The organism is Streptomyces sp. NBC_00576 (assembly GCF_036345175.1).
Taxonomy (GTDB): domain Bacteria; phylum Actinomycetota; class Actinomycetes; order Streptomycetales; family Streptomycetaceae; genus Streptomyces.
Genome location: NZ_CP107780.1, coordinates 4262895 through 4278097, shown reverse-complemented (window position 1 = coordinate 4278097; position 15203 = coordinate 4262895). Strand labels below are relative to the sequence as shown.

Annotated in this window: 10 protein-coding genes; 8 read left to right on the top strand and 2 right to left on the bottom strand. The window is 71.3% G+C overall.

The annotated features are described in order from the left end of the window. Nucleotides 1–57: 57 nt before the first annotated feature. A complete protein-coding gene (locus OG734_RS18100; RefSeq protein WP_330288535.1) occupies nucleotides 58–654 on the bottom strand; it encodes a YwqJ-related putative deaminase in 597 nt (198 codons plus the stop codon). A 344-nt stretch (nucleotides 655–998) separates the two neighbouring features. Between OG734_RS18100 and OG734_RS18095 the strand changes: the two genes are divergently transcribed. The 3 genes from OG734_RS18095 to OG734_RS18085 all read left to right on the top strand — a co-directional run bounded on the left by OG734_RS18095 (nucleotide 999) and on the right by OG734_RS18085 (nucleotide 6509). Continuing rightward, nucleotides 999–2009, top strand: a complete 1011-nt coding sequence (locus tag OG734_RS18095) for an SMI1/KNR4 family protein (protein WP_330288534.1) — start codon at nucleotides 999–1001, stop codon at nucleotides 2007–2009. A gap of 8 nt (nucleotides 2010–2017) precedes the next feature. Then, nucleotides 2018–5434, top strand: coding sequence for an SUKH-4 family immunity protein (locus OG734_RS18090; protein WP_330288533.1), 3417 nt, complete (start codon nucleotides 2018–2020; stop codon nucleotides 5432–5434). A 175-nt stretch (nucleotides 5435–5609) separates the two neighbouring features. Further along, on the top strand, nucleotides 5610–6509 hold the full coding sequence (locus OG734_RS18085) for a cellulose-binding protein (RefSeq protein ID WP_330288532.1): 900 nt from the start codon (nucleotides 5610–5612) through the stop codon (nucleotides 6507–6509). A 19-nt stretch (nucleotides 6510–6528) separates the two neighbouring features. Here the strand turns inward: OG734_RS18085 and OG734_RS18080 are convergent, their stop codons facing one another. Continuing rightward, the gene (locus OG734_RS18080) at nucleotides 6529–8058 is read right to left on the bottom strand and encodes an MFS transporter (RefSeq protein ID WP_443064874.1); all 1530 of its coding nucleotides are present in this window, start codon (nucleotides 8056–8058) and stop codon (nucleotides 6529–6531) included. Nucleotides 8059–8463: 405 nt separating this feature from the next. On the opposite strand from OG734_RS18080, the gene OG734_RS18075 reads away from it, so the two are divergent. The 5 genes from OG734_RS18075 to OG734_RS18055 all read left to right on the top strand — a co-directional run bounded on the left by OG734_RS18075 (nucleotide 8464) and on the right by OG734_RS18055 (nucleotide 15169). Further along, entirely contained in the window at nucleotides 8464–9252 is a 789-nt protein-coding gene (locus OG734_RS18075; protein WP_330288530.1) for an ABC transporter ATP-binding protein, read from the top strand. Beyond that, nucleotides 9249–11819 (top strand): ABC transporter permease, encoded by a 2571-nt coding sequence (locus OG734_RS18070; protein ID WP_330288529.1) that lies wholly within the window; start codon nucleotides 9249–9251, stop codon nucleotides 11817–11819. Before OG734_RS18075 ends, OG734_RS18070 begins: the two co-directional genes overlap by 4 nt. Nucleotides 11820–12242: 423 nt before the next feature. Further along, entirely contained in the window at nucleotides 12243–13889 is a 1647-nt protein-coding gene (locus OG734_RS18065) for an IS200/IS605 family accessory protein TnpB-related protein (protein WP_330288528.1), read from the top strand. A 249-nt stretch (nucleotides 13890–14138) separates the two neighbouring features. Then, nucleotides 14139–14969: a helix-turn-helix domain-containing protein gene (locus tag OG734_RS18060; protein WP_330288527.1), complete on the top strand. Its 831-nt coding sequence runs from the start codon at nucleotides 14139–14141 to the stop codon at nucleotides 14967–14969. After that, nucleotides 14966–15169, top strand: coding sequence for a DUF397 domain-containing protein (locus OG734_RS18055; RefSeq protein ID WP_330288526.1), 204 nt, complete (start codon nucleotides 14966–14968; stop codon nucleotides 15167–15169). Before OG734_RS18060 ends, OG734_RS18055 begins: the two co-directional genes overlap by 4 nt. Nucleotides 15170–15203 lie beyond the last annotated feature (34 nt).

The following is a 15203-nucleotide window of genomic DNA, read 5'->3' as shown; positions in this document are numbered from 1 at the left end:
CGCGTTCTCGGGGCCGCGCCGTCGTGCGGTGGGGGGCTCGGGGAGGGATGAGGGGCGTCAGCCGGTGGGGGCCGACGGGTCGACAATGCGGACGCCGAAGTGGTCGCTGAGCGCTGTGCAGGAGCGGCAGGGCGCGGCGAAGCTGCCGTGGAGGGGGTCGCCGTCCTCGCGGATGCGGCGGGCGGTGAGTTTGGCTTGTTTCAGTGCCCTGCGGGCCTCACCGTTGGTCATGGGTTTGCGGGCGGCGCGCCGGCTGCGGGCCTCGTCGGCGAAGGCGATCTGCCGGGATATGAGGAGTGCCTCGGCGCAGCGGCCGGTGGAGCGGTCGCGCTGGGCGCTGGTGAGGGTGTCGAGGAAATCCTGGACGAGCGGGTGCAGGGCGGGCGGCTGGTCGCCGCGGGCCGCTGTGCCGGTGAGGGTCGCGCCGCGAACGGAGAGGGCGGCGGCGACGGTCGGCAGTATGCCGTCGCGTCGGTGGCGGAGAGTGGGGACGCGGGGCGTCTCGTTGCTGCTCCAGCCGACGCGTGGGTCGCCGCCGGGTCTGCCGGCCGTACCGGACATTCCGGGCACCGATGTTCCTGTCGAGCCTGCCGTCGGCCGTTCTGCAGGCCTTCCCGTCTGAGTCCCTGTCTGTGTCGCGTTCATGATCGTCATCCCCTCCGACGCCTCCCCCGTGCATCCCCCCGGCGGACACAGAGTGCCAAATAGCGTGGCTGGTGCGGTAGCTGGGACGGTGTGACACGCCAGGGCTTCGTCGCACCGTCACGACAGGGTGACGGCAGGTCACGGAACCCGGGGGCCGGTGACCGGCGCCGGTGACCGGTGTCGGCGTACCGCATAGGCTGTCGGGCAACCGCGATCCGCAGCGCCGTCCGGGCCGCTGTCCGTACTGATGTGCTGACAGGCGGTACGGGGGTGATGCGACGCGACGTGATGTGACAGACGTGCGGGTCGTACTGACGTACAGGCCTTACAGAGCGCCGCAGGGGGCAACCGCCATGACGACAGGTCGGCTCGGGCAGCGAGCCGTGCCGCCGAACGCGGCCTATGCCGGGCAGGTCGTGCACTTCCCGGACCCGGTACGGGCCACCCGGCACCCGAGAGGGGTGCGGGTCGACGAGGGCGGCTATCCCGACTTCTCGCTCTACGCGCGTGCGGCGGCGGAGATCGCCGAGCCGCCCGAGGGCTTCGGCGTCGACGAACTGCGGCTGACGGACTACGTGTCGGCGAACGCCGCGCTCGCCGCGTCCGGGCACGAACTCTGGGACACGGTTCCGGCGGTGGCGACACCGCACGGCTGGACCTGGCACCACGTACCCGGCGGGCGGCGGCTGGAGCTCGTCCCGGTCGAGGTGAAGGCGTTGCTGAGGCATCACGGCGGGATCGTGACGTCGACCGTCGACCAGCACAAGCGGGGTACGCGGCCTCTGCAGGAGACGCGCCCCGCGCACTTCGCGCTGCCGAAGTCGGCGGTGGCGGTGACCGAGCAGCAGGTGCAGGGCGTGGAGGAGGACCTCGGCTACCGGCTGCCGGGGGCGTACCGGTCGTTCCTGAAGGCGGCGGGCGGGTGTGCGCCGGTGGGCGCGGCGCTCGACGCCGAGCTGGGGCTGCTGGTGGACCAGCCGTTCTTCACGGTGCGGGACGAGGCTGCGGTCAACGACCTCGTGTATGTCAACAAGTGCCTGCGTGATCATCTGACGAAGGACTATCTGGGCGTCGGTTTCGTCCAGGGCGGTCTGCTGGCCGTCAAGGTGAAGGGCGAGCGGCCCGGTTCGGTGTGGTTCTGCGCGTACGACGACGCGCGGGACGTCGATCCGACGTGGCCGCCGGCCGACCGGGTGCAGCGACTGCTGCTGCCGGTCGGCGACGACTTCGACCAGTTCCTGTCCCGGCTCGCGGGCAATCCGCCGGAGCTGGAGACGGTGGCGAACCTGATGGTGGACGGCGGTTTCGCGCGTGTGATTCCGGTGCCGTCCCAGGTGACTTCGGCGTCTTCGGTGGGGGAGTGAACTGACCGATGGTGACCTTCGCGCAGGCGCAGGAGCGCGCCGAGGAATGGGTCAACGGGGATGTGCCGTCGTACCAGCACCGGGAGGTGCGGGTACGGGAGTTCGAGCTCGGGTTCGTGGTCTGGGCGGAGGACCGGGCGGAGGGCCCGCGTTCGGACGGCGGCGCACAGCGGCTCGTTCTCGCCCGGGACAGCGGCGAGGCCACGCTGTGGCCCGCCCTGCCGGTGGGCGAGGTGATCCGCCGGTACGAGGAGGAGTACGGCCGTTCGGCCGCCGTCGAGGACGCGGTACCGGCGCCTCCGGCGCGGGTCGACCTGAACCAGACGTCGTTCCTGCTGACTCCGCCGGAGTGGTTGCAGGAGGCGGCGGACAAGCTCGGTATTCCGGACCGGCGGGCGGGTTCGGGTTCCGGCGCGGGTGCGGGTGCGGGTGCCTCCGGCGGGGGGGCGGCGTCGGTTTCCGTGGGCTCCCCGGCCGCGGGGCCGGTGGACTCGGTGCCGCCTGCGGGGGCCACGCCCTGGACCGGGACCGACACGACCAGTGTGGACGCGGGCGAGGACCGTTCCGTGCCGCTGCCGGCGACCGTGTTCGCGCCGTCGCTGGGCGAGGACGACCGCGATGACGTTCCGCGTCCCCGGGATGCCTTCAACGGGGGTCCGGGGGCGGGTGGGCCGGGTCCGGCGGGAGCTTCGGCGTACGGCTATCCGCAGGGGGCGAGTGGGCCCTCGTACGGCTATCCGCAGGGGGCGCCTGGTGCGCCCAACCCTCCGGGGCGTGCGCTCGCGCCCAACGCCGGGGAGATCGCCGACGCGGCGACCAGCAAGGCGCCGCCGCCGCGTGGCGCCCGGGGCGCGAGCGCCCCGCCTCCGCCGGGTGCGCCGGGAACCCCGGGCGCGCGTCCGGGGGTTGTGCCTCCGCCGCCGGGACCTGGTCCTTCGGGTGGGTATGTGCCCACGCAGTTCGTGTCCGGGCTCGGGGCGGAGTGGCCTGACGGGGCTGACGGGGCTGGTGGTCTGGGCTCCGGTGCGGCTGTCGGCGCGCCTGGCGGTCCGTATCCGGCTGGCGGTCCGCATTCGCCGGGCGGTTCGCATTCGCCTGGCGGGTTGAATCCGCCGGGTGCGCCGGGTGCGCCGGGTGGGCCCGGTGCCTCGGGTGCCTCGGGGGCTTCGAATCCGCCTGGTGGTCCGAACACGCCCGGGGGTGCGCCCCCTGGGGGCGTTCATCAGGCCGCGACGATGTTCTCCGGCCCCGGTCGGCCCGGTGGGCTCGGTGCGCCCCAGCCGCCGGCGGCTCCTGGGGCCCCGGGTGCGGCTCAGGCGCCGGGTGGGCCGAACCCGCCGGGTGCTCCGGGTGCCCCTGGTGCTCCGCAGCGGCCCGGCGTTCCCAACTCGCCCGGGGGTGCGCCTCCCGGCGGTGTACACCAGGCCGCGACGATGTTTGCCGACCCCAATCAGGGCGGCGCCGGCAACGCGCCCCGCCCGCCGGGCGCCCCCGGTGCACCTCAGCCTCCGGGTGCGCCCGGTGCGCCCGGTGCTCCTGGTGCTCCTGGCTCCGTGCACCGCGCCGAGACCATGTTGGCCGGTCCCCCGGTCGGCGGTCCCGGCGTGCCCCCGCCGCCCCAGGCCCCCGGTGTTCCCGGCGGCCCGGGCAACCCGGGTGCGGGCGTCCCGGGCACCCCGGGTTTCCCTGCGGCTCCGGGCACTCCTGGCACCCCGGGATTCCCTGCTCCGGGCGCCAGTGGCCCCGGCGCGCACGGTGCCCACGGTGCACCGGGTACTCCCGGTGGCCCTGGGGCTGCCGGTGCCCCCGGTACCCCGCGCACTCCCGGTTTTCCTGGGGCTCCCGGTGCTCCGGGTACTCCCGGTACCCCGGGCTCCCCTGCTGCTCCGGGCGCCGCCGGTGGCCCGAATGCGCCGGGCTTCCCCGCGGCTCCGGGCGCTGCCGGTGGCCCTGGCGCGCACGGTGCCCCCGGTGCACCGGCCGCTCCTGGTTTCCCTGGCGCTCCGGGTACTCCCGGTACCCCGGGCATCCCCGGTACCCCCGGTTTCCCCGGCGGTCGCCCGGTGCCCGGCATGTCCGCACCGGGTGGTCAGCCCGTCCCCGGTATGCCCGCGCCCGGCGGCCAGCCCGCCCCCGGCATGGCGGCCCCCAGCGGTCACCCGGCGCCCGGTATGCCCGCACCGGGTGGTCAGCCCGCCCCCGGCGGTCGCCCGGCGCCCGGCATGTCCGCACCGGGCGGCCAGCCCGCCCCCGGCATGGCAGCCCCCGGCCAGCCCGCCCCCGGTTTCGCGGGGTCCGCCCAGGCGGCGCCCGGTTCCGGGTTTCCGCCGCCGCCCGCTCCCAACCTCTCCGTGCCTCCGCCCCCTCCCGCCCCCGGACTTTCCGTCCCCCCGGGGCATTCCGCGCCCAATGCCCCTCAACCCCCCTCCTACGGCTACCCCCCGCCCGGTCAGCCCACGGTCGGCCCCGGTTATCAGGCCGTTCTTCGCTATCGGGCCCCCGACGGGTCCGAGCAGCAGGTGATCCGGCGGTCCGCGCCGGGGACGCCGCATCCGGAGTGGCAGATCTTCCATGAGCTGCGGGCGATGAACATTCCGCCGGATCAGGTTCTCGAACTCCACACCGAGTTGGAGAGCTGCGAGCTGCCGGGTGCCTACTGCGCCCGCATGATCCGCGAGCAGTGGCCGAACGCCCGCATCACGAGCATCGCCCCCTACGGCACCGATCACGCCAGCCGCCAGCAGGGCATGGCTCAACTCCTCGCGCACCAGGGTGAGTTGCACCAGGTCGCGGACGGTCCGGCACGCCCGGGGCCGGTACGTACGCCGCTTCCGCCCGTGCAGCCCGCGCCGCCGATTCCGCCGGAGGGCATCGCGCAGGAGCTGGCCGGGGTGTTCGGGCCCGGGGTGTTCCGGTTCGACCAGGCGGCGGTGTCGCGGCAGGGGGTGCCCCCGATCGTGGCGCACACCCTGGTCGTCGCCGGGCTGCCCGCCGACATGGGGCCGTTCTTCTGGGCGCAGGCCCAGCCGGGGCGGCCGGTGCCGACGCTCGCCGAGCTGGCGCAGGAGCGCGGGGTGCGGGCGGCGTCGGACGCGGGGTCGTACCTCGTGATGGGCAGCGACTTCGGCAAGGCGATCTGCGTCCAGTACGGGACGGCGAACATCGTCGCGGTGCCCGTGGAGGCGGGGCCGGGCGGGGCACCCGTACCGCCGCAGTTCGTGAACACGGGGCTGCCCGAGTTCGCGCGTTGTCTCGCGCTGCTCGGCCGTATGTGGCGGCTGCGCTACGGCCTGAACCAGGAGCAGGCGGGCCGCTGGACCGTCGACTTCCAGGCCCAGTTGGCCGCTCTCGACCCGGCGGCGCTCGGCTCCCCGGAGAGCTGGTGGTCGGTGTTGCTGGAGCAGATGTGGGACGGGTTGCTGTAGCCCGCTGAGCAGAGGTGAAGGGGGTGGGTGGCCGTACGGCCGCCCACCCCCTTCCGCGTGCCGAGGCCGCGTACCGCCCGTGACCCGGCCCGGAGTGTCGCGTTAGGCACATTTCATCCCAATCCATCAAGATGTGCGCGAAATCATTACTTCGTACGCGGAGAGGGGTTGCAGGATGAGCAACGCAGTGATGTCGTCGCACGGTTTCGTGGCCGGTTTCGGAGCCGGACGGGGGCGCGGATACCGGCCCGATCAGGTCGACGCGTTCGCCGTCGCGCTCTCCGCGGAGCGGGACGCCGCCTGGGAGCGGGCCGCGCGGCTGACGGTCCTGGCCAGGGAGATGGAGGAGGAGTCGGGGCGGCTGCGGGAGGCCGTCGCGCGGCTCGCCCCGCAGACGTACGAGAGTCTTGGTGAACGCGCCCGGCAGCTCTTCGAGTTGGGCGTTGAGGAGGCCGGCTCCGTACGGGAGCGGGGGCGGAGCGATGCGCGGGAACTGGTCGCGGCGGCCGAGGCCCGTGCGAACGCCCTGCGGGAGGCCGCGGACACCGCCGCCGAGAACGTACGCGCCGAGGCCGAGGAACGTGCCCGGCACCGGCTGCTCGCCGCCCGCGCCGAGGCCGACGAGATCCGGATCGGCGCCCGGCGGGAGGTCAAGGAGGGGCGGGGGGAGGTGCTGGCCGCGCTGCGTGAGATGCGGCTGCGGACCGCCGGGCTGCTCGCCGAGCAGGAGAAGGAGTACGCCGAGCGGTGGGCCGAGACGGAACGGCTCACCGCCGAGCGCGAAGTCGCCCTGGACGTACGGCACATGGAGCGGGTGACGGTTGCCGAGGCCGCGCTGTCCGAGGCGAAGCGGGCCTTCGCGGACGCCGAGGAGTCGGTCCGGCGGATCGACGACGACGCGCGGGTTCGCGCCGCCGAGGTCCTCGCCGAGGCCCGCGCCGAGGAGGACCGCCTCGCCCGCGAGACCGAGCGGGTGCTGCGGGAGCACGGGGAGGAGTGGGACGACGTACGGGCCCACATGGACCACGTACGCAACAGCCTGACCACGCTCACCGGGCGGGCGGCGGCCGAATGAGCGCCTCGCAGACCTGCTGCTAGGGGCTGTCGAGGACCGGGAAGCGGCGCGGCGCCAGTACCAGCAGCGCCACGAACGCCAGTGCCGCCGCCCCCGCCGCCCCGAAGTACACCGCGTGCACCGCGTCCGCGATCGCCCGCCGGGTCGCCTCCGGTGCGGCGCCGGCGCCCAGTGCCCGGGTCACCGAGTCCAGGTCGCTCGCGCCGCCCAGCCGGGACGCCAGTACGCCGTTGGCCACCGCGCCGAACAGGGCCGCGCCGATCGTCTGGCCGCTCTGGCGGCAGAAGAGCACCGACGCCGTCGCCGTGCCGCGTTCCGACCAGCCGACCGTCGACTGGACGCCCACTATCAGGGGGAGTTGGAAGAGGCCGAGGGCGCCGCCGAGCAGCAGCATGAGGAGGGTCGGCTGCCAGGGGGAGCCGGGGTAGGGGAGGAAGGGGAACGCCAGCAGGATCAGGGCCGCCGCGCCGATGCCGAGGATCGCCGTGTCGCGGAAGCCGATCCTGCGGTACACGTGCTGGCTCAGCGCCGCAGACACCGGCCAGCTCAACGTCCATACGGACAGCACGAATCCGGCGGCTATCGGGGCGAGGCCAAGTACCGACTGGGCGTACGTCGGCAGGAACACCGTCGGGGCCACCATCAGCAGACCCAGCGCGCCCAGCGCCACGTTGACCGCCGCGATCGTGGGGCGCCGCCACACCCACCCGGGGATGATCGGCTCCGCCGCCCTGCGTTCGATCATGACCACGAGGAACACCAGCGCAAGTCCCGTACCGAAGAAGGCGGTTGACGGCCAGGACAGCCAGGGCCAGGCCACGCCGCCCTGGACGAGGGCCGTCAGCAGTACGCCGCCGCACGCGAACACCGCCAGCGCGCCCGCCCAGTCGACGCGCGGGCGGGGGCCGGAGGTGTCGCGTTGCGGTTCGTGGAGGTGGCGGGCCAGGAGCCACATCGCCACCGCGCCGACGGGGAGGTTGACGAGGAAGATCCAGCGCCAGCCGGCGTAGGCCGCGAGCACCCCGCCCACCGCGGGGCCCGCCACCGCCGCGGTCGCCCACACGGTCGACAACTTGGCCTGGATTTTGGGGCGTTGCTCCAGCGGGTAGAGGTCGGCGGCGAGGGTCTGGACCGTGCCCTGGAGGGCGCCGCCGCCCAGGCCCTGGATGATCCGGAACGCGATCAGCGCGCCCATGTTCCAGGCCAGCGCGCACAGCAGCGAGCCGAGGAGGAACAGGGCGCTGCCCGCTATCAGGACCGGTTTGCGGCCGAAGGTGTCGGAGAGCTTGCCGTACACGGGGAGGGTGACCGTGACGGCGAGCAGGTAGCCCGAGAACAGCCAGGAGAAGACGGAGAAGCCGCCGAGGTCACCGACGATCTGCGGTACGGCGGTCGACACGATGGTGGAGTCGAGCGCGGCCAGCGCCATCGAGAGCATCAGGGCCGCGACGACGGCTCCTCGCTTCTCGGTTCCGGTGCGCTGCACCGCGCCGGGTATCGCGGGTGTCGTACGGCGGCTGCTGCCCACCGGGTTCCTTTCCCCCTGCATCTATCTGCCGTCGACCACTCTGCCACTTGTCCCCCACTTGTCTGCCAACTTGCCCCTCACGCGGCGGGAGGGTGGAGCGTGGCTGGGTCGGAGGGTGGAGGCGACCCCTAGACCCGCTCCACCGAGGGGTGGACGACCCCTAGGGGTACCTCCTTACTACGGCTCGGGGAGGGTTCGTACCGACGGAGGAGGAGATGGGGCGCCTGCCGTCCTTAACCTGGCTTTACGCCGCTGGGGACGGCGTTCCTGACCTCCGGGGGTGGGGTTTACCCCCGCAGAAGACTGGGCCGGGCACCAGAGACCCGGACCCCCTTCCACCAGCAGACTCATGCACATACCGCAGAGCAGCAACGCATTCGCAGGTATCAGTGCGCACTCAGTACTGACCGACTTAGGAGACATACCGTGACATCGGCTGTGACAATCACCAGGCACGGGGGCACTGGAGGGCGTACGGCCGTTGCCGCACGGGCGCGGCAGGTCGTGAAGGCGTACGGGTCCGGTGAGACCCGCGTCGTCGCCCTGGACCAGGTGGACGTGGACATAGCGCGGGGACAGTTCACCGCGATCATGGGCCCCTCGGGGTCCGGCAAGTCCACCCTCATGCACTGCCTCGCCGGCCTCGACACCGTGACCAGCGGGCAGATCTACCTCGACGACACCGAGATCACCGGGCTCAAGGACAAGAAGCTGACGCAACTGCGCCGGGACCGGATCGGGTTCATCTTCCAGGCGTTCAACCTGTTGCCGACGCTCAGCGCGCTGGAGAACATCACGCTTCCCATGGACATCGCGGGCCGCAAGCCGGACAAGGGCTGGCTGGCCCAGGTCGTCGAGACCGTCGGGCTGGCCGACCGGCTCAAGCACCGGCCCAACCAGCTCTCCGGCGGCCAGCAGCAACGCGTCGCCGTGGCACGGGCGTTGGCCGCGCGGCCCGAGATCATCTTCGGTGACGAGCCGACCGGAAACCTCGACTCCCGAGCAGGCGCCGAGGTGTTGGGCTTCCTGCGCCGCTCGGTGGACGAGCTGGGCCAGACCATCGTGATGGTCACGCACGACCCGGTGGCCGCCTCGTACGCGGACCGCGTGCTGTATCTCGCCGACGGGCGGATCGTCGACGAGATGTTCCGGCCGACCGCCGACAGCGTCCTCGACCGTATGAAGGACTTCGACGCGCGGGGGCGTACGTCATGACTGTGCTGAAGACCTCGATGCGCAACTTCTTCGCGCACAAGGGCCGGATGGCCCTGTCGGCGGTGGCCGTGCTGCTGTCGGTGGCGTTCGTGTGCGGGACCCTCGTCTTCACCGACACCATGAACACGACGTTCGACAAACTCTTCTCGGTCACCTCCTCCGACGTCACGGTGTCGCCGAAGGCGGCCGAGAGCGACGACACCCCGCAGAACGGCGTGCCCGAGTCACTGCCGGCCTCCGTGCTGGCGAAGGCGCAGCAGGCCCAGGGCGTCAAGTCGGCCGAGGGCGCGGTCAGTTCGATGAACGTGACCGTCGTCAACAGCGAGAACAAGAACATGGGGTCGAGCACCGGCGCTCCGACCATCGCGGGCAACTGGACGCGCAACGACCTGCGTTCGATGGAGATCACCAGCGGTCACGCACCACGCGGGCCCACCGAGGTGATGGTCGACGCAGACACCGCCGACAAGCACCACCTGAAGATGGGCGACGAGCTGCGCACCATCGCGCAGACCGGTGACATCAACGCGCGGATCGTCGGTATCGCCACCTTCAAGGTGACCAACCCCGGTGCGGCCGTCGTCTACTTCGACACCGCCACCGCACAGCGCGAACTCCTCGGCGCCACCGGCCGGTTCACCCAGCTCAACGTCACGGCGGCCGGCGGGATCACCGACATCCGGCTCAAGCAGAACGTCACCCAGGCCCTCACGGCCAGCGGTGTGTTCAAGGTGCAGACGCAGAAGGAGTTCTCCGACGAGAGCCGTGAGGGCGTCGGCGAGTTCATGAACGTCATCAAGTACGCCATGCTCGGCTTCGCCGGGATCGCGTTCCTGGTCGGCATCTTCCTGATCATCAACACCTTCTCGATGCTCGTCGCCCAGCGGACCCGGGAGATCGGCCTGATGCGGGCGATCGGCTCCTCTCGCAAGCAGGTCAACCGGTCCGTTCTGGTCGAGGCGCTGCTGCTCGGCTTCGTCGGATCGATCCTCGGTGTCGGCGCGGGGGTCGGCATCGCGATCGGCCTGATGAAGCTGATGTCGATGGCCGGCATGAACCTCTCCACCGACGACCTCACCATCAAGGCGGCCACCCCGGTGATCGGCCTGGTCCTCGGCGTCGTCGTCACCGTCCTCGCCGCCTACCTCCCCGCCCGCCGCGCGGGCAAGGTCTCCCCGATGGCCGCACTCCGCGACGCCGGCACCCCGGCCGACGGCAGGGCGGGCCTCGTACGGGGTCTCATCGGCCTCGTCCTGACGGGAGCGGGCGGCTACGCCCTCTACCTGGCCGCCACCGCCGACAAGGCGAGCGACGGCTCGCTGGTCCTCGGCACGGGCGTCGTGCTCACACTCCTCGGGTTCGTGATCATCGGCCCGCTGCTCGCGGGCGGTGTCGTACGGGTGCTCAGCGCCGTACTGCTGCGGGGCTTCGGCCCCGTCGGCCGCCTCGCCGAGCGCAACGCGCTGCGCAACCCGCGCCGTACGGGTGCCACCGGCGCCGCCCTGATGATCGGCCTCGCCCTGGTCGCCTGTCTGTCGGTGGTCGGCTCGTCGATGGTCGCCTCGGCGACGAGCGAGCTGGACAAGTCGGTCGGCGCGGACTTCATCGTCCAGGGCAACCAGCGGATCGTGCCGCAGGCGGAGGCGGCGATGAAACGCTCGCCCGGCCTGACCCACGTCACCCGCTACAAGGAGGTCGAGGTCACCCTGACCCCGCCCGACGGCAAGGGTGAGAAGACCCAGCTGACGGCCGCCGACCCGACGTACGCCTCCGACCTGCGCCGCACCACCACCGCGGGCACGCTGAGCGCCGCGTACGCCAAGGACGCCATGTCGCTGGGCTCCGACTACGCGACCAAGCACCGGGTGAAGGTCGGCGACACGATGACCGTCGCCTTCAAGGGCGGCTCGACGGCGAAGCTCAAGGTCGCCGCGATCACGGACGACGACGTGGCGATCGACCAGGGCGCGCAGTACATGTCCATCGCGACGATGGAGCAGTACCTGCCGGCTGCCAAGGTCCCGCCGAACAGCCTGATGTTCGCCTCGGCGAAGAAGGGCGAGGAGGAGTCGGCGTACGCGTCGCTGAAGAAGGCCCTCGACCCCTACCCGCAGTACCAGGTACGTGACCAGACCGACTACAAGCAGGAACTGAAGGACCAGATCGGCCAGCTCCTGAACATGGTCTACGGTCTGCTCGCCCTGGCGATCGTCGTGGCGGTCCTGGGCGTCGTGAACACCCTCGCCCTGTCGGTGGTGGAGCGGACTCGGGAGATCGGTCTGATGCGGGCGATCGGTCTGTCGCGGCGCCAGCTGCGCCGGATGATCCGTATGGAGTCGGTCGTGATCGCACTCTTCGGCGCGCTGCTGGGGCTCGGCCTGGGGATGGGCTGGGGCGCGACGGCTCAGCGACTGCTGGCGCTGGAGGGTCTGAACGTCCTGGAGATCCCGTGGATGACGATCGGCGGCGTGTTCGTCGGCTCGGCCTTCGTGGGACTGTTCGCGGCGCTGGTGCCGGCGTTCAGGGCGGGGCGGATGAATGTGCTGAACGCTATCGCTACTGATTAGCCGACTGGCCGACCAGGGCGGGGGCCACGGGGAAACAGGGGGAATAGGGGGAGCGGCGGCCCCGGTGAGCGTTCTCGATGCTCACCGGGGCCGCCGCTTGTCCTGTCCTGGACGGGGGCGGGCGCTTCAGGTAGGTACGGGGCGCGCGCTCCGTTCGGCGGGCGCGGGCAGGGAGCCTCCGTACGCCGGTGGGGGCCCAGAATCCGGGGCGGGTTTGTAGCTGCTGCCGCTGGAGTGTGTTCAAGAGCGTTCTGGTGAGCGGGAGTGAGTGCTGCTGGGCTGTGTCGTGTCGCGCGTCTCGGTCGTGGAGCCGGTTCTTGGTGGGGAACTGACGTTCTCTCATCGAATGCGTGACCTTCGCGGGTGGTGCTCGTTTCTCATGGCGAGGGGATCTTCGGGCGGCGTGGGGTGGGAGTGACAGGGGTGGGTGAGCTGCGGAGTGTGGCGGCGTCGTTCGTCGCGTCGGGTCCCAGTGGTGTGGCCGTCCGGACCCGTTTCAAGCAGCTGACGCCGGGCGATGAGAAGGTGCTGCGTCTGGTCGGCGGACATCTGGGGTCGCTGGCGGCGAAGGATCTCAGGACGCGCTGCCGGGATGGCCTGGAGCACTCCGCCGAGACGTGGGCGGTGCGTAAGCGGGAGCTGACGCCCCTGTCGTCGTCGCGGTGGGCCGGGTCGATCACCAAAGCCACGCACGACCAGTGGACGCTGGCCCGACGCTGCCAACTCGCACACATGCAGAACCTGGAAGCCGGTATCCGCACCATCGAGGACCGGCTGTCCCTGCCGGTCGGGCAGAAGGGGACGAAGAAGGCGCCCGGGGGTTACCGGTCCCAGCGGGAGTGGCACGCGAAGTCGAGGCGACTGCGGGTACTTCAGGATCGGCTGGCTGCCGCGCGGGCCGACCGTGAGGCCGGGCTCGTGCACGTCGTCAGGGGCGGCAAGCGTCTGGCCCGTGCCCGGCATCACCTGGAGGAGGCTCAGCTCACGGAGTCGCAGTGGCGCGGGCGGTGGGAGGCGGAGCGCTGGTTCTGTCAGGCGGACGGGGAGTCCGGCAAGCGCTACGGCAACGAGACGATCCGCGTCAGCCCAGACGGCGAGGTGAGCCTCAAACTCCCGGCACCGTTGGCGCATCTGGCGAACGCCCCCCACGGGCGGTACGTCCTGTCCTGCCGGGTCGAATTCGCGCACCGGGGCGGCGAGTGGGCCGACCGCGTCGAAGCCAACCGAGCAATCGCCTACCGCATCCACTTGGACACGGGCCGGGACCGCTGGTATCTGACGGCGTCCTGGCAGATCCCGCCCACCCCGACCATCCCGATCGAGGCAGCACTTGCCCACGGCGTGATCGGCGTCGACATGAACGCCGACCACCTGGCCGCCTGGCGCCTCGACATCCACGGCAACCCCACCGGTGCCCCGCGCCGCTTCTTCTACGACCTGACCGGCACCGCCGAACACCGGGACGCCCAGGTCCGCCACGCCCTCACCCGCCTCCTCCACTGGGCCAGAGCCTGCGGTGTGAAGGCGATCGCGGTGGAGGACCTGGACTTCGCCGCCGAGAAGACCCGGGAGAAGCACGGCCGCAAGAAGCGGTTCCGGCAGCTGATCTCCGGCATGCCCACCGGTAAACTCCGTGCCCGACTGGCGTCGATGGCCGACCGGACAGGCGTCGCGGTCATCGCCGTCGACCCGGCCTACACCAGCCGCTGGGGTGCCCAGCACTGGCAGAAACCCCTCACCACCACGACCCGTACAACCACTCGCCATGATGCTGCTGCCGTGGCGATCGGAAGGCGCGCCCAGGGACACCCGATCCGGCGACGGACGACACCGCCCCCACAGCACCGGAGTGATGCGGTGGGGCATCGGACCGTCCAGGCCGATCGGCGTGTTCCCGGGCGTGAGGAAACCCGCCCCCGCATCCCCGGACCACGGACACGATCCGTGCCGCCCGGACGCGGAGCGAACGCGGGCAACCAGAACGCCCAACACCGTCCGGGGCGTTCGGCCGAGCACGAGACCTGGCAACAGGACTCACCCCCGCTCAGTCTCCAGGAACGGTTGAGGTGAAGCGCATGGTGAACTCGCGTTCGGGTGCGGGGTGCTGTGGCATATGCCCGTTCGGGGGAGTTGCTGACTTCATGGGGTCAACGGTTGCGGACTCTGCGTAGCGTTGAACAGGAGCGATGCGCTTACGGGTACGGGCTGTACACGTCGGCGGTGCGCTTGTACGTGGTGTTGGGCGTGACCCGTTCCCGGAGCGTGCGTCGGGCGGGCGGAGCCCGGTGACTGTGATGGTCGTACGGGAGGAGTCGCGGCGTGGACGACGAGGTTCAGCAGCCGGAGTATGAGTTCGGGGCGGGCATTCTGTGCGTGTTCGGGCGGCAGTTGAAGCTGTTCCGGGAGCGGGCGGGGATGGACCGCGCGAAGCTCGGGTCGCTGACCGGGTACTCGGCCTCGACGATCGCGTCGTTCGAGCAGGGGAGACGTATTCCGCCGCCGAAGTTCATCGACCGGGCCGATGAAGTGCTGGAGGCGGGTGGGGTGTTGAGCGCGGGCAAGGAGGAGGTGGCTCGGGCTCAGTATCCGGCGTTCTTCCGGGATGCGGCCAAGTTGGAGGCCGAGGCGGTTGAGCTTCATGCATACGACACTCAGTTGGTCAACGGCCTGTTGCAGACGGAGGAATACGCACGAGCGGTGTTTGCCATGTGGCAGCCACTGCTGGACGAAGCGCTCACGGAGCAGCGAGTATCCGCACGACTGGCGCGGCAGGGGATCTTCTCCCGACGCCCCGCGCCACATCTGAGCTTTGTGATCGAGGAGGCTGTCCTGCTCCGGCCGCTCGGCGGAGACGCTGTCTGGCGAGGCCAGTTGGAGCACCTCATGCTGATGGCGGAGAAGCGCAACGTGGTGATCCAGGTGATGCCCTTGTCCCGCCAGGAACATGCGGGACTGGCTGGACCGTTCACCTTGATGGAGGCCAAGGATGGGCGCAGGATCGCGTACACGGAGGTACAAGGCGACAGCCGTGTGCACACAGAGCGTCGGAAGGTGCGGGAGCTTGAGCGTACGTACGGGATTCTTCGCGCGCAGGCCCACACTCCGACAGAATCGCTGGCGTTGATCGAAAAGCTGCTGGGAGAGAGATGAGCGGGGAAAAGGCGGGGCCGGACACCGATGCCCTGGCATGGTTCAAGAGCAGTTACAGCGCTGGCGACGGGGGCCAGTGCGTTGAGGTCGCGGCGGGGACAGGCGCCGTACGCGTCCGCGACTCGAAGGACACAACCCGCGCCGCACTCGCCGTAGAGCCCATGGCGTGGACCGCGTTCATCGAGTTCGCGGCACTCTGACAGGGGTGGCAGCGATGGCAGGGCCTTCCGGTGA

Excerpts from the sequence above, each read along its gene's own strand:
- OG734_RS18090 (WP_330288533.1), top strand. The coding sequence starts at position 2,018 with ATGGTGACCTTCGCGCAGGCGCAGGAGCGCGCCGAGGAATGGGTCAAC.
- OG734_RS18080 (WP_443064874.1), bottom strand. The coding sequence starts at position 8,058 with ATGCAGGGGGAAAGGAACCCGGTGGGCAGCAGCCGCCGTACGACACCC.
- OG734_RS18085 (WP_330288532.1), top strand. The coding sequence starts at position 5,610 with ATGAGCAACGCAGTGATGTCGTCGCACGGTTTCGTGGCCGGTTTCGGA.
- OG734_RS18070 (WP_330288529.1), top strand. The coding sequence starts at position 9,249 with ATGACTGTGCTGAAGACCTCGATGCGCAACTTCTTCGCGCACAAGGGC.
- OG734_RS18055 (WP_330288526.1), top strand. The coding sequence starts at position 14,966 with ATGAGCGGGGAAAAGGCGGGGCCGGACACCGATGCCCTGGCATGGTTC.
- OG734_RS18100 (WP_330288535.1), bottom strand. The coding sequence starts at position 654 with ATGACGATCATGAACGCGACACAGACAGGGACTCAGACGGGAAGGCCT.
- OG734_RS18095 (WP_330288534.1), top strand. The coding sequence starts at position 999 with ATGACGACAGGTCGGCTCGGGCAGCGAGCCGTGCCGCCGAACGCGGCC.